Source organism: Mycobacterium sp. MAC_080597_8934, from assembly GCF_000523975.1.
GTDB classification, from domain to species: Bacteria; Actinomycetota; Actinomycetes; order Mycobacteriales; family Mycobacteriaceae; genus Mycobacterium; species Mycobacterium avium.
On sequence record NZ_JAOS01000050.1, the window covers coordinates 1 to 18,985 of the forward strand.

Annotated in this window: 18 protein-coding genes, 1 tRNA gene and 4 pseudogenes; 10 read left to right on the forward strand and 13 right to left on the reverse strand. The window is 67.8% G+C overall.

Features of this window, described 5'->3' with window-relative positions; all coding sequences use genetic code 11:
- The 6 genes and pseudogenes from NF20_RS27880 to NF20_RS21070 form a co-directional block, all read left to right on the forward strand.
- Positions 1–300, forward strand: a pseudogene (locus NF20_RS27880) (hypothetical protein); the annotation flags it as partial.
- A gap of 116 nt (positions 301–416) precedes the next feature.
- Positions 417–1,970 (forward strand): IS21 family transposase, encoded by a 1,554-nt coding sequence (istA, locus tag NF20_RS21050; protein WP_033711544.1) that lies wholly within the window; start codon positions 417–419, stop codon positions 1,968–1,970.
- Positions 1,967–2,440 carry an ATP-binding protein gene (locus tag NF20_RS21055; RefSeq protein ID WP_255343492.1) on the forward strand — a complete coding sequence of 158 codons (474 nt, stop codon included), beginning with the start codon at positions 1,967–1,969 and terminating at the stop codon, positions 2,438–2,440. Before istA (NF20_RS21050) ends, NF20_RS21055 begins: the two co-directional genes overlap by 4 nt.
- A 130-nt stretch (positions 2,441–2,570) precedes the next feature.
- Positions 2,571–4,076, forward strand: a pseudogene (gene istA / locus NF20_RS21060) (IS21 family transposase).
- Complete coding sequence (gene istB / locus NF20_RS21065; protein ID WP_033711273.1) at positions 4,073–4,864, forward strand: IS21-like element helper ATPase IstB; 792 nt, start codon at positions 4,073–4,075, stop codon at positions 4,862–4,864. Before istA (NF20_RS21060) ends, istB begins: the two are co-directional and overlap by 4 nt.
- A 66-nt stretch (positions 4,865–4,930) precedes the next feature.
- A pseudogene (locus tag NF20_RS21070) lies at positions 4,931–5,317 on the forward strand (ATP-binding protein); the annotation flags it as partial.
- A 326-nt stretch (positions 5,318–5,643) separates the two neighbouring features.
- Here NF20_RS21070 and NF20_RS21075 read toward each other — a convergent pair.
- From NF20_RS21075 to NF20_RS21100, 6 genes and pseudogenes are all read right to left on the reverse strand, one after another.
- Positions 5,644–6,870, reverse strand: coding sequence for a hypothetical protein (locus NF20_RS21075; RefSeq protein WP_019732224.1), 1,227 nt, complete (start codon positions 6,868–6,870; stop codon positions 5,644–5,646).
- Positions 6,871–7,129: 259 nt separating this feature from the next.
- Positions 7,130–7,603, reverse strand: coding sequence for a CAP domain-containing protein (locus NF20_RS21080; protein WP_019732223.1), 474 nt, complete (start codon positions 7,601–7,603; stop codon positions 7,130–7,132).
- A 92-nt stretch (positions 7,604–7,695) separates the two neighbouring features.
- A complete protein-coding gene (locus tag NF20_RS21085) occupies positions 7,696–8,685 on the reverse strand; it encodes a glycoside hydrolase family 6 protein (RefSeq protein ID WP_033712863.1) in 990 nt (329 codons plus the stop codon).
- Between the two features lie 100 nt (positions 8,686–8,785).
- Positions 8,786–8,875, reverse strand: a tRNA-Ser gene (locus NF20_RS21090).
- Between the two features lie 29 nt (positions 8,876–8,904).
- Positions 8,905–9,360: pseudogene (locus NF20_RS21095) on the reverse strand (nucleoside deaminase).
- Positions 9,357–9,878 (reverse strand): tRNA adenosine deaminase-associated protein, encoded by a 522-nt coding sequence (locus NF20_RS21100; protein WP_003874138.1) that lies wholly within the window; start codon positions 9,876–9,878, stop codon positions 9,357–9,359. Before NF20_RS21100 ends, NF20_RS21095 begins: the two are co-directional and overlap by 4 nt.
- Before the next feature lie 142 nt (positions 9,879–10,020).
- On the opposite strand from NF20_RS21100, the gene NF20_RS21105 reads away from it, so the two are divergent.
- Positions 10,021–10,965 (forward strand): prephenate dehydrogenase, encoded by a 945-nt coding sequence (locus NF20_RS21105; protein ID WP_003874137.1) that lies wholly within the window; start codon positions 10,021–10,023, stop codon positions 10,963–10,965.
- On the opposite strand, the gene NF20_RS21110 is transcribed toward NF20_RS21105, so the two are convergent.
- Genes NF20_RS21110 through NF20_RS21130 form a run of 5 tightly spaced genes read right to left on the reverse strand, consistent with a single transcriptional unit; the run spans position 10,928 to position 14,970 of the window.
- Positions 10,928–11,527, reverse strand: a complete 600-nt coding sequence (locus NF20_RS21110; RefSeq protein WP_003876987.1) for a putative glycolipid-binding domain-containing protein — start codon at positions 11,525–11,527, stop codon at positions 10,928–10,930. The two genes, NF20_RS21105 and NF20_RS21110, sit on opposite strands and share 38 nt — an antisense overlap.
- Positions 11,528–12,244, reverse strand: a complete 717-nt coding sequence (locus NF20_RS21115) for an ABC transporter permease (protein WP_033712862.1) — start codon at positions 12,242–12,244, stop codon at positions 11,528–11,530. It lies immediately after the preceding gene.
- Complete coding sequence (locus NF20_RS21120) at positions 12,241–12,927, reverse strand: ABC transporter permease (protein WP_033712861.1); 687 nt, start codon at positions 12,925–12,927, stop codon at positions 12,241–12,243. Before NF20_RS21120 ends, NF20_RS21115 begins: the two co-directional genes overlap by 4 nt.
- The gene (locus NF20_RS21125) at positions 12,927–14,021 is read right to left on the reverse strand and encodes an ABC transporter ATP-binding protein (RefSeq protein ID WP_033712860.1); all 1,095 of its coding nucleotides are present in this window, start codon (positions 14,019–14,021) and stop codon (positions 12,927–12,929) included. The genes NF20_RS21120 and NF20_RS21125 overlap by 1 nt, the downstream gene beginning before the upstream one ends.
- A gap of 1 nt (position 14,022) precedes the next feature.
- Positions 14,023–14,970 (reverse strand): ABC transporter substrate-binding protein, encoded by a 948-nt coding sequence (locus tag NF20_RS21130; protein ID WP_033712859.1) that lies wholly within the window; start codon positions 14,968–14,970, stop codon positions 14,023–14,025.
- Positions 14,971–15,068: 98 nt separating this feature from the next.
- Here NF20_RS21130 and NF20_RS21135 point away from each other — a divergent pair, with 98 nt between their 5' ends.
- Positions 15,069–15,419 (forward strand): LapA family protein, encoded by a 351-nt coding sequence (locus NF20_RS21135; protein WP_023866746.1) that lies wholly within the window; start codon positions 15,069–15,071, stop codon positions 15,417–15,419.
- Here NF20_RS21135 and NF20_RS21140 read toward each other — a convergent pair.
- Positions 15,416–16,468, reverse strand: a complete 1,053-nt coding sequence (locus NF20_RS21140) for a phosphotransferase family protein (protein WP_003876986.1) — start codon at positions 16,466–16,468, stop codon at positions 15,416–15,418. The two genes, NF20_RS21135 and NF20_RS21140, sit on opposite strands and share 4 nt — an antisense overlap.
- A 34-nt stretch (positions 16,469–16,502) precedes the next feature.
- Positions 16,503–17,111, reverse strand: a complete 609-nt coding sequence (locus NF20_RS21145) for a histidine phosphatase family protein (RefSeq protein ID WP_019732927.1) — start codon at positions 17,109–17,111, stop codon at positions 16,503–16,505.
- A gap of 76 nt (positions 17,112–17,187) precedes the next feature.
- Here NF20_RS21145 and NF20_RS21150 point away from each other — a divergent pair, with 76 nt between their 5' ends.
- Positions 17,188–17,871 (forward strand): class I SAM-dependent methyltransferase, encoded by a 684-nt coding sequence (locus NF20_RS21150; RefSeq protein ID WP_033712857.1) that lies wholly within the window; start codon positions 17,188–17,190, stop codon positions 17,869–17,871.
- A 54-nt stretch (positions 17,872–17,925) separates the two neighbouring features.
- Positions 17,926–18,984: a phosphotransferase family protein gene (locus NF20_RS21155; RefSeq protein ID WP_033712856.1), complete on the forward strand. Its 1,059-nt coding sequence runs from the start codon at positions 17,926–17,928 to the stop codon at positions 18,982–18,984.
- Position 18,985 lies beyond the last annotated feature (1 nt).

An 18,985-nucleotide genomic window follows, 5' to 3' on the forward strand; every position in this document is an offset into this window, starting at 1 on the left:
AGTTTTCCCGATCTGAGCGGATACACTCCCGCCAACGTCAAGGACTACGAAATCTCGGTGCCCAATCCTGGGCGTTCGCCTGACGCGACCGTCTATTTCCTCACACCTGATGGCATAGTCTGCAAATTCACCCTCGATCAAGCATCGTGCATTGGGAACAACTTGCCAGCGATCCCCCCTGCGGCATCAAACCCAGAAGCCGGGATGAATGGAGTCAATTGGATAGGAACCGCTAGCGGACTAAATCAGACTGTCGGCTGCCAGGTGAAAGGGACCACTTCAGAGCTGGTTTTGCCATGAGCATGGGACCACCTGTTTGCCATTGATGGGACCACCTGACTGGCTGTTTTGCCAGTTATGGGACCACCCCGGCGTGGCGTGGGTTCTTCCGGTTGTTGGGCCGCTGTATTGGCCTGATGAGCTACCGGGAGGTATCGGTGATCGAGATCGTGGAAATGCTGCGGCTGTGGCTGCAGGGGTTGGGGTTGCGGGAGGTGGCCCGGCTCTCGGGCACCGATCGTAAAACGGTGCGACGCTACGTCGACCGGGCACGGGCCTGCGGGCTCGACCGTGACGGCGGAGACAGTCAGCTCACCGATGAGCTGCTCGCGGCGGTGATCGCCGAGGTTCGCCCGCACCGGCCGACTGGCAAGAGCCTTGCCTGGGAGACGATCGCCGCTGAGCATGAGCAGATCAAGGCGTGGCTCAAAGACGGGTTGACGTTGACCAAGATCCACACGCTGCTTGGCCGCCGGGGTGTGGTGGTGTCGTATCGGACGTTGCACCGTTACGCCACAACTGAATTGGGATTCGGGCGGCGCCAAGCCACGGTGCCGGTGGCCGACTGCGAACCCGGTGCGGAGGTGCAGGTCGACTTCGGCCGCCTCGGTCTGCTCATCGATGCTGGTGATGGGCGGCGCCGGGTGGTGCACGGGTTGATCTTCACCGCGGTGTATTCGCGGCACATGTTCGTCTGGCCCACCTACCGCCAGACCCTTAACGATGTGATCGCCGGGTTCGAAGCGGCGTGGGTGTTCTTCGGCGGGGTGTTCGCGGTGGTGATCCCCGACAACATGAAAGCCATCGTCACCACCGCACACGCGACCGAACCCCGGCTCAATGACGCGTTCCGGGAGTATGCCCAGGCCCGCGGGTTCGCTGTTGACCCGACGCGGGTCCGCAGCCCCAAAGATAAGCCGCGGGTAGAACGCATGGTGCAGTACGTGCGGTCGAATTTCTATGCCGGAGAACACTTCCGGGATCTCGGGGATTGCCGGGAACGGGCGCGGCTGTGGTGTGCGCAGACCGCCGGGTTGCGGATTCATGGCACCACCCGGCTGCGCCCGGCCGAGGTGTTCGCCGCCGAGGAACTCCCTGCGCTGGGACCGGTGCCTGAGGATGTGTTCGACATCCCGGTCTGGACCCATCCCAAGGTCGCCTCAGACCGGCATGTGCAGATCGCCAAAGCGCTCTACAGCGTGCCCGGCGAGTTGGTCGGCAAGCGGATCGAGGCCCGCACGGATGCGCACGCGGTGAAGCTGTACTGGCGTGGTGAGTTGATCAAGGTCCACCCCGTCATGGCCCCGGGCCGGCGGCACACCGACCCCGCTGATCTGCCCGCGCACGTGTCGGTCTATGCGATGCGCGACATCAATGCGCTGCAGCGCAAGGCTGCTGCCCACGGCACCCACGTCGGCACCTACGCCGCCGCCGTGTTGGAACACCCGCTGCCGTGGACCAAGATGCGCCAGGTCTATCGGCTGCTGGGGCTGGTGCGCCGCCACAGCGCCGCCGCCGTGGAGGACGCCTGCCGGCGTGCCTTGGATGCCGAAGTCATCGACGTCGGACTGATCGAGCGGATCGTGACCCGCGGCGGCGGTGAACAGATGCCCCTGATACCGAAACCACCCGGGGCGGCGTCCAGGTTCGTGCGGGATGGCTCCGACTTCTCGGTCCGCAGGCCCTCATGAGCCCGGCCCGCCCCGATGCCGTGCCGGCGGTCAAACCGATCGAGGTCTCCGGCGAGCTCAAAGCGTTGATGCGCCGCCTCAAACTCGGTCAGCTGCTCGACACCCTCCCGGAGCGGCTGGCGCTGGCCCGCACCAACCGGCTGCCGCACCACGACTTTTTGGAGCTGTTGTTCGCTGATGAGGTCACCCGCCGCGACCGCGAGTCCGCGACGCGGCGGGCCAAGGCTGCCCACCTCGATCCTGCGATGCAACTCCAAGCCTGGGACGACTCCACCGCCGTGGCGTTCGATCAGCAATTGTGGGCCGAGCTGATCTCGCTGCGGTTCCTCGCCGATGCCTACAACGTGCTCGTCATGGGCCCGGTCGGCGTGGGAAAGACGTTCCTGGCCAACGCCTTAGGCCACATCGCGGTACGACGGCTTCACAGCGTTGTGAATGGCCATGAGAAAGTCCCCATCTGTGGCCAGTAGGAAGTCCCCACTGGTGGCCAAGTAGAAGTCCCCACTCCTTTGCGGGCTCGTCGTGTCTTTTCCGGGAGCTGAGGGCCTGGGCGGTGACGGTGATAGCGCCAACTGCCACCACACCGCCCAGGGAGCTCTATTGAAGTCTGCAAGGGAGCGTATGAACATCATTTCGGCGTATCACCAGGTCGGCACGTATCGTGGCGCGGCCGAGCTGTGCGGGACTACCCACAAAACGGTCAAACGGGTCATCGAACGGGCCGAGGGCGGTGGTCCGCCGCCGCGGGAGCGGCGGCCACGCAATCTCGACGCCTTCACCGATCTGGTCGCCGCGCGAGTGGACAAGTCGAACGGCAGGATCTCGGCGAAGCGGCTGTTGCTGGTGGCCCGCGCGGCCGGATATGGCGGCTCAGCACGGAACTTCCGTCGGCTGGTGGCGGAGCAGAAAGTGTTGTGGCGCAGACAGAACCGGCATCAGCGGCGTCCGGCGGTGTGGTCACCGGGTGACTATCTGGTGATGGACTGGGCTCAAGCCGCACCGGGGTTGTTGGTGTTCTGCGCGGTCCTGGCCTATTCACGGTGGCGGTTCGTGCGGTTTGCCGCCGACCAGAAGGCCTCCACCACGTTGGCGATGATCGCCGAGGCCCTCGAGGCCATCGGCGGGGTGCCGGCCAAGATCCTGGCCGATCGGATGGGCTGCCTCAAGGGTGGTGTGGTCGCCAATGTTGTTGTGCCGACTCCGGATTACGTGCGTTTCGCCTCTCACTACGGGTTCGTCCCGGATTTCTGTCACGGCGCGGATCCGCAATCGAAGGGCATCGTGGAGAACCTGTGCGGCTATGCCCAGGACGACCTGGCGGTGCCGCTGCTGACCGAAGCCGCCATCGCCGGCGAATCGGTCGATCTGCGAGCCCTCAACGCCCACGCCGCGGTGTGGTGCGCCGAGGTCAACGCTGCGGTGCATTCCGAGATCTGCGCGGTCCCTGATGAGCGGCTCGCTGAGGAGCGCACCGTGTTGAAGGCGTTGCCGTCGTTGCGGCTGGAGATCGGTGCTGGCTCGGTGCGTCGCAAGGTCGACAGCCTGTCGTGTATCCGCTATGGCTCGGCCCGCTACTCGGTGCCCCAACGGCTCGTCGGGGCCACGGTGGCGGTCGTGGTTGATCACGGTGCCTTGCTCATTCTGGAACCCGCGACCGGGGTGATCGTGGCTGAGCACGAGTTGGTTGGCCCGGGTGAGGTGTCGATCCTCGATGAGCATTACGACGGGCCCAGACCGGCACCGTCGCGCGGACCGCGACCGAAAACCCAAGCAGAGAAACAGTTCTGCGCCCTCGGCGTGGAAGCTGAGCAGTTCTTGGTTGGTGCTGCCGCCATCGGTAATACCCGGCTGAAATCTGAGATCGACATCCTGCTGGGGCTCGGAGCTGCTCACGGTGAGCAGGCGTTGGTCGACGCCCTGCGTCGGGCGGTGGCGTTTCGGCGGTTCCGCGCTGCCGACGTGCGCTCCATCCTCGATGCCGGCGCCGGCGCCCCACAACCCCGCCCGGCTGGGGACGCTCTGGTCCTCGATCTGCCCACCGCCGAGACCCGGTCCTTGGATGCTTACAAGATCGGCGGCACGTCCACTGATGGCACCGCGTCATGACCGCTGTCGAACCGGTGCCACCAGCCTCGGTGGCGCCGTTGCCTGCTGACCTCGATGCCGCGTTGCGTCGGTTGAAGTTGGCTACCGTGCGCCGCAATGCCGCCGAGGTGCTGCAGGTGGCCAAGACCCAACGCTGGACCCCGGAGGAGATTCTGCGGACGTTGGTCGAGGCCGAGATCGCCGCCCGCGATGCCTCCAACACCGCCAACCGCCTCAAGGCCGCGGCGTTCCCGGTCATCAAGTCTCTCGACGGTTTCGACGTCAAAGGCTCGTCGATCACCCAGGCGACGTTCGACTATCTGTCGAGTCTGGAATGGATTCGGGCGCAACAGAATCTGGCGGTTATCGGTCCGCCGGGTACAGGCAAAAGTCACTTGCTCATCGGCTGCGGGCACGCCGCCGTGCACGCCGGCTTCAAGGTCCGCTATTTCACCGCCGCAGACCTCATCGAGGTGCTCTACCGGGGCATAGCCGACAACACTGTCGGCAAGATCATCGACTCGCTACTGAGGGCCGACCTCCTGCTGGTCGATGAGATCGGCTTCGCCCCGCTCGACGACACCGGCACCCAGCTGCTGTTCCGTTTGGTGGCGGCGGGCTACGAACGCCGCTCCCTGGCCATCGCCTCGCACTGGCCCTTCGAACAATGGGGACGATTCCTGCCCGAGCACACCACCGCCGCCAGCATCCTCGACCGGCTGCTGCACCACGCCACCATCGTCATCACCTCCGGCGAGTCCTACCGGATGCGCCACGCCGACCACAAGAAGGGAGCCACCAAGAGTTAACCAATCACCCGCAACGGAGTGGGGACTTCACCTGGCCAAAAACGGGGACTTCCAGATGGCCATTGACACAGCGTGCACACCGAACGGGCCGACAAACTGTTCAAACGCCTGCGTGGAGCACGCCTGGACGGCAGCTACGAAGACGAGATGCGCAAACTGCACCGCGTCGAGCTATTGATCATCGACGATCTGGCACTGCACCGCCTGGAAGCCACCGAGACTACCGACTTCTACGAGATCATCGTCGAACGCCACCGCAAGGCTTCGACGATCATCACCAGCAACCGCGAACCGCCCGAGATCCTGACCATGATGGCCGATCCTCTGCTGGCTCAATCCGCGATGGACCGCCTGCAATCAGCGGCCTACGAACTCGTCGTCGAAGGCCAGTCCTACCGGCAACGCCAAAAGCCCCGACCGGAAAAGCCGGCCCCTCCGACTCCGTCGGATTGACCGGCAACCACCCCATCGGTCACCATCAACGCACGGCCTACAACCGGAACAACCCGGTCCCATGCTCATGGCAAACCAGAGGTCCCATCACCCTGGCAGGCGACAATCAGACCAGTGGAGGCGAACCGTCTCGTGTGATCAATGGGCAGACCATCAAAACACTTCCTCCGTCCCACTCGCTCACCGTGAATGGCTTCATCTGCGGCGTCGACAACTCAGGGACGACGGCATGCAAGGATCCGCAGGGCCGTGGTTTCGTGTTGTCGCCGCATGGCTCCGGATGGCTTCCGCACGTGTGATTGCCACCTAGCCAAACCGGATCGCCGTTATGCTGCCTTGATCCTTCGCACCGTCTCGGCGAGAAGCTCATCGAGAGTACTCAGCGGCAGTGCCGGCGTCTCCCCCTTGAACAACCATCCACCTTCGCTTGCGCTGCTTATCACGATCAGTCCACTTACCTGAGCAACTCTGATCGCCTCGACACCTTCGCCGCACACGCTATGGCCGCGCACGTCGACATCCCTCATCCACCGATGCGTGAGCCGCACTGTGTCCACTCCCTCTGCCACAGCCGAATCTGCTTGCAGGAGTTGGCGATTCTCCCGGTCCCCGCACATGGTCGATTTCTCGGTCAAATGCGCGGTGCAGCTCGCGATCTCACGTCGCAGATCGGTCAAAAAGTCATCACCAACGTGCGCCCGGCTGATCACGACTGTCGGGCGCGGTGGCTTTCCCTTCTGATCCCACTTCGACCGGTCAAAGTCCTGCCAGCTCGCAAGAGGATCGTAGCGCGGGACGGCCGCATGGTCGTTGGACGTGCAAAGCGCCCAGAACTGTCCGCCCGGCTCGTCGGCAGACGGCCGTTTGTCGCCGGAAGCGGTGTCGATGCCAACCTCCATCGCGATTGCAGGAAGCAGCGTCGAGATCTGCGCTTGGCTCCAGTCGGCGAGTTTGGGCGGCAGAGCAGAGCGTGGCCGTGGATGCCCAGACGCCCCGATCAACTGCGACAGCAACTGGTTCCGCGATGCGGCGGACGGGTCGTTGGTTGTATACCAGGCCTGGACGATCACCTTGTTGGGTAGCACTACCGCTGCCGTGTTCGAGACATAGGGCCACTGCGACGCGACATCGCCCGATTGGTACCGGCTCAGGTGCTCGCCGGACTCGGCGACGAGCCAGCCCTGGATCCCGCTGTCATTCATCGACTGGGCCACGGCCCACATCGGACATCGACGGGCCCACGCCGCCATCGCAGTCCCGATATCATCGCCGTCGCCGGCGACCGTGAACCGAAGTCGAACGTAATCGCCACCATTGGCCGGGAACCGGTTGCTTAAAGGCCTCCCGTTGGTGTCCCTCGCGGGCTGATACTCCACATCGAATTCGGGACCGGCCTGGGCGCCAAACCTTGGCAGGTGTTGGCACTCCTCGGGTGCAGCCTCCCGAGCGGCCGAGGGCGGCACCGAGGCGAAGCCTGGATCCGGCTGGTACGCAGCGACGCCGCCGAAGAGGTTCTCGTCGACGTCAGCCAGCCCGGGTACGCAGCGCGCCAACCGATCCGGCGCGCACGGCCCGAGTTGATCGGGCGCAGCCCTAAGGGTTGCTGGAGGCGCGGCAGGCTGCTGCTTATGCGTTGTGCACGCGCCACCGCTGAGAACAAGGGCTGCGGCAACGCAGAGTCCCGCCGGTGCACGACCGAAACCGCGCCGAGCAGTCACCAGCTGCTTCCCTCCACGTGGATCTTTCAAGTACACTATCCAACCGCCGACTCGGCAAGGGAGTGCCGCGGTAAACCGCCTGGCCCACTTGGGTTTACGAAGCCGCGAAGTCACCGACGGCGGTCATCTTGTTGCCGTCCCGGGCGGTGGCGAAGCCACCGGCATTGAATCCGCAATTCAGGATGATCGCGCGGTGCGGGGGACTCTGCATCCACATGTCGAGGGCTTCGCCGGGAGTCGCGGCGGAACCGGTTGCCCAGAAGACGATCTCACCCGAATACCTGCTGCGATAGCCCGCGGCAGCGATGCGCGCCTGCGGCGACGAGCCGTCGGAACCGATGTGTCCGCTCACCCCGTTGCGCAGCATGTCGTCGGCGTGCTGCTGCGCGGCTTCCGTCAAACGTGGGTCCTCGGCGATCGGTCCGCACGCCTGGCGAAGCTGGTTGATGCCGTTGTACAGCACCCCCGGGTCGTCCGCGCGGGCGGCGAAGCCGCCGAATGCGCCGGAAGTGGTCATGAAGGCAGTACAGATCGCGAAGACAGCGACGATCTCGGCTTTCCGTGTCATGGCGCCTCGTGCCCGCATGCTCGTTTATCTGTTTTAGATAACGAAATGTTACCCGTTCGCGACCATCAGGGGTCGAGATCGGCCGAGCCGTCCTAGTGGCCGACGTTGTGCACCAGATCGATGGCGTACTGATTCACGAAGTTGCCCGCCGGCGGATCGCCTTTGCCGCATGATCCGTCGGACTCGCCGGGACGCTTGATCCACAAGTAGGCGTCGGCGTGGGCACCGGCGGTGGCCGCGGTGGGCGGGGTGCCCAGGGCGCGACCGGTGGGGTTGCACCAGTTGAGGTCGGAGTCGGGTGCCGGTCCGGCCCCGTTGCGGGAGGTGTCGATCACGTAGTGCGAGCCATTGGTGAGTCCCGAAATCGCCTCGCCGTAACCGATTTCGTCCTCGGTGGTGTAAAAGTTCGCGGTGTTGACACTGAATCCTCGCGCGTGTGCGACGCCGGCCTGGTTGAGCCGGGCGGCCATGTCCTCGGGGCTGTGCCAACGCAGGTGCCCGGCGTCGACGTAGACGGCCGCGTTGGGGTTGCGGGTCAGTGTGTCGACGGCGTAGCGGACCAGGTCGTAGCGTTCCTGGCGCTGATCGCCCGACAGGCAGTCGGCCATCGCGAGCGCATCGGGTTCGACGACGATCGCCACCCTCGAGGCGCCCACGCCGGATGCGATGCCGTCGATCCACCCGCGGTAGTCGTCGGCCGACGCCATGCCGCCCGCGGCGAAGCTGCCGCAATCGCGGTGCGGGATTCCATAAATCGCCAAAACCGGGATGGCGCCGGCAGCGTTCGCGTCGCCGACGTACTTCCCGACCGTCGCCGCCGAGCCGCCCGGGACGATCCAGTACGCCTGCGGCGTGTTGGCGATGGTGGTCAACTCGGGACTCGGCGGATCGGCGCTCTGCGCGGCGCGCATGGCCGCCGAGTTCGGGTTGACGTAGAACGGCGCCCCGGCCAACGGATTGCCGTCGGCGGCCAACCGCACTGCCGGCGCCGGTTCGGCTACCGGGTCCATGCCGACCAGGGCCGCAACCGTGAACAGAGGGACGATCCACCGCGCGACCGCGCCGGCAGCTGAGAATGTCACCCCAGGAAAGTTAGTGGTTCGGAATGATGGAGCGCCAACCGGGGACGGCTACGGCCATCGGCTCACATCGAACCGCAACGCGCAGCTCGGCGGAAAAGTTTGGCGGTGGCGGAGGGATTTGAACCCTCGGACGGTGTTAGCCGTCACACGCTTTCGAGGCGTGCTCCTTAGGCCGCTCGGACACGCCACCGTCGAGCAGCTTACCGAACGTCATGCCGGTCACCCCAATCGCTGGCGGGCGAAGAAGCCCTCCAGCGGCGCGGCGCACTCTCGCTCCAGCACCCGCCGCGCACTTCCGGGCGGTGGTTGAGCCGCCGATCGCGCACCACATCCCACAGCGATCCGACCGCGCCGGTCTTGGACTCCCAGGCACCGAACACCAGCCGGGCGATGCGCGCGAGCACCAGCGCGCCCGCGCACATGGTGCACGGTTCGACGGTGACGGCCAGCGTGGCGCCTTCCAGCCGCCACCCGTCCCGAGCGCGGCGGCCGCAGCCCGCAGCGCCAGGATTTCGGCGTGCGCGGTCGGATCCCCAGCGCCTCGCGCGCGTTGACCGCCCGGGCCAGTTCGGTGCCGTCGGCGCCGACCACCACCGCGCCGATGGGCACGTCGCGGGGACCCGCCGTCGCGGCAACCGCCAGCGCGGAACGGATCAGGTCTTCGTCAGGAATCACCGACCGAGGCGGTCGATCACCGCCGACAGCTGATCGGCGAAGCCCATCTCGCGGGCAATGCGGCCCAGCTGCTCGTCGGCGTACAGATCGGTCTCGTCGAGGATGACGCCCAACACCGCCTCGGGCAGGCCGATGTCGGAGAGCAGCCCTAAGTCGCCCTCCTCGAAGGGATCTGAATCCTCGAGGTCCTCCGGGTCGATGTCGGCGTCCAGCTTGTCGAGCACCTCGGCGGCGATGTCGTAGTCCAGCGCGGCGGTGGCGTCCGAGAGCAGCAACCGCGTGCCCGACGGCGCCGGCCGCACGATGACGAAGAATTCGTCGTCCACGTCGAGCAGCCCGAACACCGCGCCGGAGCTGCGCAGTTCGCGCAGTTCGGTCTCGGCGGCCGACAGGCTCGTCAGCGACTTGGGGGCCATCGGGGCGCAGCGCCACTGCCCCTCCTCACGCACCACCGCGACACCGAAACCGTCCGGCGTGTCCGCGGACAGGCCCTGGGCAGAGGCCCGTTGTGCTCCCATGGCCGCTTACGGTAGTCCCTGACCAGGCCCCCTGACCAGATGGAGCACCGGCGCCCCGACATCTGTGCGCGGCGTCGCGCGCCGGATGTGCCAACCTGGGAATGTGGCACACCCTCGCTCCCACCCTCGTTCGAAGACACCGGTGTGCGTGCTCGGGCTGGGACTGGTCGGCGGCTCGATCATGCGCGCCGCCACCGCGGCCGGCCGCGAGGTGTTCGGCTACAACCGCTCGATCGAAGGGGCGCAGGCCGCCACCGCCGACGGCTTCGACGCCGACACGGACCTGACCGCCACCCTGTCTCGGGCCGCCGACTCCGACGCGTTGATCGTGCTGGCGGTGCCCATGCCGGCGCTGCCGAGCATGCTTGCCCACGTCAAGGAGACGGCCCCGCGGTGCCCGTTGACCGACGTCACCAGCGTCAAGAAGGCGGTGCTCGACGAGGTCGTCGCCGCCGGCCTGCGGGACCGCTTCGTCGGGGGCCACCCGATGGCGGGCACCGCGCACTCGGGGTGGACCGCCGGCCACGCGGGCCTGTTCACCGGGGCCCCCTGGGTGGTCAGCGTCGACGACCATGTCGACCCGGTGGTGTGGGCGATGGTGATGACGCTGGCGCTGGACTGCGGCGCGGTCGTGGTGCCGGCCCGATCCGATGAACACGACGCCGCCGCGGCCGCCATCTCGCATCTGCCCCACCTGCTCGCCGAGGCGCTGGCCGTGGTCGCCGGGGACGTTCCGTTGGCCTTCGCGTTGGCCGCGGGATCGTTCCGCGACGGCACCCGGGTGGCGGCCACCGCCCCCGACCTGGTGCGGGCGATGTGCGAGGGCAACTCCGACCAACTGGTCCCGACGGCCGACCACGTCATCGAGTTGCTCCGGCGCGCCCGCGATTCGCTGGCCCACCACAATTCGGTCGCCGACCTCATCGAGGCCGGCCACGCCGCTCGCACCCGCTACGACAGCTTCCCGCGCACCGACATCTTCCACGTGGTGATCGGCGCGGAGAACTGGCGTCAGGAACTGGCCGCCGCCGGCCGGGCGGGCGGGGTGATCAGATCCGCTCTGCCAACCCTGGATAGTCCACGATGAATCCCTGCTCGTCGACGCTGACCGTGGTGTCGGAGATCGGCGAGTGCACCTTGATCTCGTCGCGGCTGCCGGTGCTGCTGTAGCTCACGGTGTCGGCGGTGATGGACATCTCCGGCACGTTGACGTAGACGACGGGCAGGGTGACCGAGGCCGCCCGCTCCTGCAGGCCGAGCCGCCGGATCGGCAGCGCGTTGAAGAACGGGCTGAACTCGACGTCGACGTCGAGGGCGCCGTTGTAGGCCGCGCGGTGCTCGCCCTGGGGGTCGGTGACCAGCCACATGTTCTCCTCGTCACGGGCGAAGGAGAAGACACGCTCACGCTCGGCCAGGGTGACGGTCATGCCGAGCCGCTTGGTGGCGCCGGTTTCGTCGGTCTGCAGGTCGTAGTAGGCGCCGAACGCCGGATTGGCGTCGGTGGCGGCGGCGACGATGCGGCCGTTGGCCTTGATTCTGTTGCCGGACACCTGGAGTCGTACCGATTCCATTCGGGAGACGTCCTGTGCGCGCCAGGTGAGCATCGCCTGCCACACTCGGCGAGACGGGTCAGAAGGGGCTGCGTTCACTCATCTACCGTAAGACGTCCCCGCCAACCGGTGCGGAAGTGGCCGGTATGTGCGCCGCAGCCGGCCGGTACCCGGCACCGACGCCCACACCGCCATGGCCAGCAGACCGTCGAGCACCAGCGCCAACGCGGCCACCGTCAGCGCCCCGACCAGGGCCAGGTGGAACTCGCGCTCCTTGATCCCGTCGATCAGGTACCGGCCCAGCCCGCCGAGGCTGGCATAGGCGGCCACCGTGGCGGTCGCGACCACCTGCAGCGTCGCGCTGCGCAGTCCACCCAGGATCAACGGCAGCGCATTGGGCACCTCGACGCGCAGCAGCACCTGCGACTCGGTCATGCCCATCGCCCGGGCGGCATCGACCACGGTGGGTTCGACGTTGGCGATGCCGGCATAGGTTCCGGCCAGCAGCGCGGGCACGCCCAGCAGCATCAGCGCCACCAGCGAGGGTCCCAGGCCCAGCCCGAACAGCAGCGTGCCGAACAGCAGCACGCCCAGGGTGGGCAGCGCGCGCAGCCCGTTGACGGCGCCCACCACCAGCAGGGTGCCGCGGCCGGTGTGCCCGATGAGCAGGCCGACGGGCACGGCGATCAGCGCCGAGGAGCCCACCGCGATGCCGGTGTACTCGAGATGCTCGAGGATGCGGGCCGCCAGCCCGACGGGGCCGGTCCAGTTGTCGGCGGTCAGCAGATACGCGATGGCCCGCTGCGCGAAGTTCACCGGGCACCCCCCACCACCGGCGCGACGACCGAGCGGCGGCCGCCGCCGCGCACCGCGTGCGCCCACGGGGTGGCCAGCCGGCCGCCCAGCACGATGAGGCCGTCGACGGCGACCGCCAGCGCGAACAGCGCGATGATGCCGGCCAGGATCTGATCGCTCTTGCCGGTCTGGTAGCCCTGGGTGAACCAGCTGCCCAGTCCGCCGATCCCGATCACCGAGCCGACCGAGACCATGGCGATGTTGGTCACCACCACCACCCGAAGCCCGGCGATCAGGACCGGAACCGCAAGCGGCAGTTCGACTTTCATCATCCGGGTGAGCCGCGGGTAGCCGACCGCGGTGGCGGCGTCGGATATCTGGGCGGGGACCGCGTCCAGCGCCTCAAGCACCGCCCGCACCAGCAGCGCGGCGGTGTAGGCGGTCAGGGCGACCATCACGTTGGCCTCGTCGAGGATGCGGGTTCCGATGATCATCGGCAACACCACGAACAGCGCCAGCGACGGGATGGTGAACACCACGCTGGCGACCGCCGTCGTCAGGCGCCGGGCAAACTGCCTGCGCTGCACCAGCATTCCCAGCGGCAGCGCGATCGCCAACCCGATCAGCACCGGCACCAGCGACAGCCGCAGGTGCACGATGGTGAGCCGGGCCGCGTCGTCGAGATGGGTGAACAGATAGTGCATCAGCGGCTCTTTCGCTGCGATTCCACCGCGGCCAGCACGTCGGCGGCCAGCACACCGCCGATCACCCTGCCGTCGTCGTCGACGGCGACACCGATTCCCGACGGCGACGACAGCGCGGCGTCCAGCGCCTGGCTCAGGTTGCCCCGTGGCCGAAACAGCGATCCGACGCCGGTCATGCTGTCGGACAGCGCCAGGCCGTCGCGGTGTCGGCGCAGGCCCTCGGCGTCGATCCAGCCCAGCGGCGCCCCGGCCTCGTCGACCACGACGGCCCAACCATCGAAAACATCTGCACCCGACAGGTTTTCGGCGGACAGGCGGGGGACGTCGTGCACCGGCAGCCCGGCGGCGTCGATGAGTTGCAGCCATCGGTAGCCACGGCCCAGACCGATGAACCTCGACACGAAGTCGTTTGCCGGGCGGGACAGCAGCCGGGCGGGCTCGTCGCACTGCTGCAACACGCCACCCTTGAACACCGCGACCCGTTCGCCGAGCCGCAGCGCCTCGTCGATGTCGTGCGTGACGAAGACGATGGTTTTGTGCAATTCGTTTTGCAGCCGCAGTATTTCGTTTTGCAGGTCGTGACGCACCACCGGATCGACGGCGGAGAACGGCTCGTCCATCAGCAGGATCGGCGGGTCGGCGGCCAGCGCGCGGGCCACGCCGACCCGTTGTTGTTCCCCGCCGGAGAGCTGGGCGGGATAGCGCTGGGCCAACTTGACGTCCAGCCCGACGCGCTCGAGCACCTGGTAGGCCGCCTTGCGGGCGGCCCGCCGGCGCTGGCCGCGCAGCACGGGAACCGTTGCCACGTTGTCGATCACCCTCTGGTGCGGCATCAGCCCGGCATGCTGGATGACGTAGCCGATGCCCAGGCGCAGTTTGACCGGGTCGAGGGTGGACACGTCGACACCGTCGATGCTGATGGTGCCGGACGTCGGCTCGATCATCCGGTTGATCATGCGCAGCGCGGTGGTCTTGCCGCTGCCGGAGGATCCGACGAAGACGGTCAGCTTGCCGGTGGGCACGGTCAGGCTGAGCCGGTCCACGGCGGCGGTCCCGTCCGCGAACACCTTGCTGACGTTGTCGAAGACGATCACGTCAAGGTCCGATCGGGTGGTTGAATCCGTTGTCCCGCACCCAGTTTCGGGCAGCCTGGTCGGGGTCGACGCCCGAGTTCCCCGACACCGCGGCGTTGAGCCCGGCCACGCCGGGGGTGGTCAGCTTGGCCGACACCGCGTCCAGCACCAGCTTGAGCCGCTCCGAGCGCTTCTGTGAATTGACCAGCGGCACAACGTTTCCGGCCATGAAATTGTGCTCGGGATCGTCGAGTGCCACCAGGTGGTGCTGCGGTATGGCCGGCGATGTGGTGAAGATGTTGGCGGCGTTCACCCGTCCCTCCAGCAGCGCGCGCACGGTGACCGCGCCGCCGCCGTCGTCGATCGCGATGAAGTTGCCCGGTTTGATGTCCAGCCCGTATTTCTGCCGCAGCCCCGGCAGGCCGGCCGGCCGGGTGGCGAACGCCGAGGGCGCCCCGAATCGCACGTCGGCCGAGTGCGGGGCCAGATCGCCGATCGTCCTCAGGTTCCAGGAGTTCGCCGCTTGGCTGGTCACGCTGACGGTGTCGGTGTCGGTGGCCGGAGCCGGCGTCAGGATCGACAGGTCGGCGGGCAGGCGCCGGTGCAGCTCCTGCTCGACCGCATCCAGGGTGGTCGCGCTCGACGCGGGCTCGAAATACAGCAAGAGGTTGCCGATGTATTCGGGCACCAGATCGATGGAATGGTCTTTTATCGCAGGGATATACGTCTCCCGGCTGCCGATCCCCATCCGCTTTCCGACGTCGAAACCGTTGGCCTGCAAGGCTTGTGCGTAGATCTCGGCGATGATCTGCGATTCCGGGAAGTCCCCGGAGCCGACCACGATCGAGTCGGGGCTGCGCACCTGCGCTCCCAGCGGGTCGGAATTGCTGCACGCCGCAACGACGAACATCGTCGTCAGCAACACCGCCACCGGCCTGACCACGGCAGGCACGCGCAGCCGCATCGTCATACCGCCGACCTTAACTTCCCGACCCCCACCCGCCGGCCCGCGCGGACCCGTTACGGGAATCGGTTTCATTCTGCGCTGGATGGGGCAAAGATGGCAGCATGAGCAGCCACACCCCTGACTCGCCCGGCCAGCAGCCCCCGAAACCAACCCCTGCGGGCAAGGCCCCCGCACCCGCCAAGGAACCGGCGATCGGGTTCACCCGCGCCGGCGCACTGTGGTCGTCGCTGATCGCCGGCTTCGTGATCCTGATTCTGTTGCTGATCTTCATCACCCAGAACACGGCGCCGACGGCCTTCCGGTTCCTGGGCCTGCACTGGAGCCTGCCGCTGGGGGTGGCGATCCTGCTGGCCGCGGTGGTCGGCGGGCTGATCACGGTGGCGGTCGGCACTGCGCGGATCCTGCAGCTGCGCCGCGTGGCGAAAAAGCAGCACGCGGCCGGCGGGCGCTAGCCGGGCAGCTTGGCCAATTCGGCCAGGCCGCGCGAGATCAGCGGCGCCACCACCTCGGGCGTGTGCTCGGCGGCGTCGCCCAGGCCGCGGGCCTGATCCGACATCCGGCGACGGAAGTCGATGCCCGCGGCGATGATGGCGAGTTTGAAATACGCCAACGCCATGTAGAACTCCCAATGCGCCAGCGGTATCCCGGCCACCAGCGAATAGCGGTCGGCCAGTTCGTCGGCCGTCGGCAACAACGGCGACGTCCACGCGGCCTGCGCGTTGACGATCAGGTCCAGCGCGGGATCGCGGTACACACACATCAGGGCGGCATCCGAGAGCGGATCCCCCAGCGTGGACAGCTCCCAGTCGACGACGGCGCGCACCTTGGTCGGGTCGTCGGCGTCCAGGATCGTGTTGTCGATCCGGTAGTCGCCGTGCACGATCGAGGTGCGGCTCTGCTGCGGAATGGCCTGGCCCAGACCGGAATGCAGGCGCTCCACGTCGGCGTCGCGCCGGTCCTCGGGCAGCCGCACCAGCGCCCATTGCGACCCCCAGCGGCGCACCTGACGCTCGAGATAACCGCTGGGCTTGCCGAAGTCGGCCAGGCCCACGGCGTCCGGATCGACGCTGTGCAGATCGACCAGCACCCGGATCAGCGAGTCGACGCAGCCTTCGATCACGGTGTGGCTGAACGACTCGAGCTGGGCGCGGCGGCGCACCACCTGGCCGGCAACGAATTCGACGATCTGGAACGGCGCGCCCAGCACCGACTCGTCCTCGCACAACCCGATCGTGCGGGCCACCGGAACCGGTGTGTCCTGCAGCGCGGCCACCACCCGGTATTCGCGGGCCATGTCGTGCGCCGACGGCGTCAACCCGTGCAGCGGCGGGCGCCGCACCAACCAGCTGGTGGCGTCGTCGTACACCCGGAACGTCAGGTTGGAACGGCCGCCGGAGATGAACTCCGCGCGCAACTCGCCGTCGCGGCCGATGCCGAGCGAACGCAGGTAGGAATCCAGCGCCGCCAGGTCGAGCCCTTCGAGTTGGTCAGCTGAGGTCACCGAACTTGTCTACCATCGCCGGCCCGCACCCCGTTCACCACCTTTGATTTCGGGGCAGCAGGTCCCAGACGTGTTCGGTGGTGTTGACCGCGGCCACGGTCGCCTGGCCGGACCGCGAGAACAGCAGCCGGGTCACCGACGCGTAGTCGACGGGGAAGGACAACAGCCGGGCCGTGCCGAGGATCTCGTGCAGCAGCACGTTGATCACCCCGCCGTGGCTGAACACCGCGACGGTGTCCTCGGGGTCGGCCGCCGCGACGAGGTCGTCGACCGCGGCGCGCACCCGGGCGCGGAACGCGTCCTCGTCGACCGCGCTGGGCAGGTGCCCCTGCGCCAAACGCGCCCACTCCTCCGGCATTTCGTCGCGGATCTGTTCGACGGGGATGTACACCGGCAGGTCGCGGTCGTATTCGGCGAACCGGTCGTCGATCTCGACGCTTAGCCCGCGGTCGGCCGCCACCGGTGCCGCCGTCTGCACGGCGCGGCGCTGCGGACTGCTCACCACCCGCGAAATGGGAAAGCGCTCAAGCGCCTTGGGCAGCCGCTCGATTTGGGCCAACCCATCCGCGGACAGGTCCGGGTCGGAGCCTTGGCCGTGTTCGCTGCGCAGCGGCAGCGCGTGCCGGACCAGAAGCACTTGCATATTTCTTCCCGTCGTTCGATGGTGGGCAGCGCCAGTTTCTCATCGCGTCCGCTGACGCCGATTCCGAGGAGCACCCATGACGCAGCCGGACACGGATTGGGACGCCGCCTACCGCCAGGCGGCCCCACCCCCGTGGAGCATCGGGCGGCCCCAGCCGGAGCTGGAGCGGCTCATCGACGAGGGCAAGTTCCGCAGCGACGTGCTGGACTCCGGCTGCGGCCACGCCGCCCTCTCGCTGCGGCTGGCCGCGCTCGGCCACACCGTCGTCGGCCTGGACGCCAGCGCCACCGCGATCGCCGAGGCGACCGCCGCGGCCGCCGCACAGGGCCTGACCACCGCGACTTTCGCGCGCGCCGACGTCACCGACTTCGCCGACTATCCGCCCGGTTCGGAGGGCCGCTTCGCCACCATCGTGGACAGCGGGCTGTTCCACGCGCTGCCGCCGCAGCGGCGTCAGGACTATCTGCGGTCGATCTTCCGCGCGGCCGCTCCGGGGGCCGCGCTGTACATCCTGGCCTTCGCCGCCGGGGCGTTGGCGCCGGCCCACCCGGACCGGCCGGGCCCGCAGGGTTTCACCGAAACCGAGCTGCGCGAAGCGGTTTCGGTGCTCTGGCACATCGACGACCTGCGCGCGGCGCGGGTGTACGGCAACGACGACTCGGCCGGGGCGCCGGACAGCCCGCTGGCGCATCTGGAACGCGACGGCGAGGGCCACTTCATGGCGCCCGGATTTCTGGTGAGCGCGCACAAGCCGGATTGAGCCCCCTACGGCGGGAGAATGCTATTCTCCGTGAGGAGATTGGGGTGTGCAGCGATGGCCGGACAACGCGGTGGGGTCGAATCGGGGCTGGACGCGGGCGTTCTGGCCCGCTGGCTGGACGCGAACGACGCACCGGGCAGCGGCGAAGACGCCCGGCTGACCCCGTTGCAGGGCGGCTCCCAGAACACCCTCTACCTGATCGAGCGCGGCCCGGCGCGGATGGTGCTGCGCATGCCGGGTGCCCGGGCGGACGCCGCCCGCATCGACGGGCTACTGCGCGAGATCCGCTTGGTGCGCGCACTGTCCGGGACCGACGTCCCGCACGCGGCGCTCATCGCCGCCGACGACACCGGGACCGTGCTCGGAATGCCGTTCTACGTCATGGCGGCGATCGACGGGTGGAGCCCGATGGACGGCGGGTGGCCCGCGCCGTTCGACACCGACCCGCGGGCGCGGCGCGGGCTGGCGTTCCAACTGGTCGAGGGCGCCGCCAAGCTGGGCCGGGTGGATTGGCGCAAGCAAGGACTCGAGGGCTTCGGCCGCCCGGACGGATTCCACGAGCGGCAGGTCGATCGCTGGCTGGCGTTTCTCGACGCCTACCGGGTCCGCGAGCTGCCCGGCCTGGACGAGGCCTCCGACTGGCTGCGCCGCAACCGTCCGGCGCACTACCGGCCCGGCATCATGCACGGCGACTACCAGTTCGCCAATGTGATGTTCGCGCACGGCGAGCCGGCGCGCCTGGCCGCCATCGTGGACTGGGAGATGACGACCGTCGGGGATCCGCTGCTCGATTTGGCGTGGTGCCTGCTGGGCTACGACGGTGAAAACCCGCGGGAGGACGGGTTCTATCTCGACATGCGCGGGATGCCTTCGCGCAGCGAGCTGCTGGAGCACTACGAATCCGTCAGCGGCCTGTCCACCGAGAACATCGACTACTACCTGGTGCTGGCCAACTGGAAGCTGGGCATCGTGCTGGAGAAGACGTACGCGGCGGGGGTGCGCGGTGGCTCTCGACACCAAGGAGTCGACCCCAAGATCACCGAGGCGTTCGGGGCGATGATCCCGCAGCTGATCGCGACGGCGGCCGAGCTGGCCCGGCAGCTGGGAAACTGAA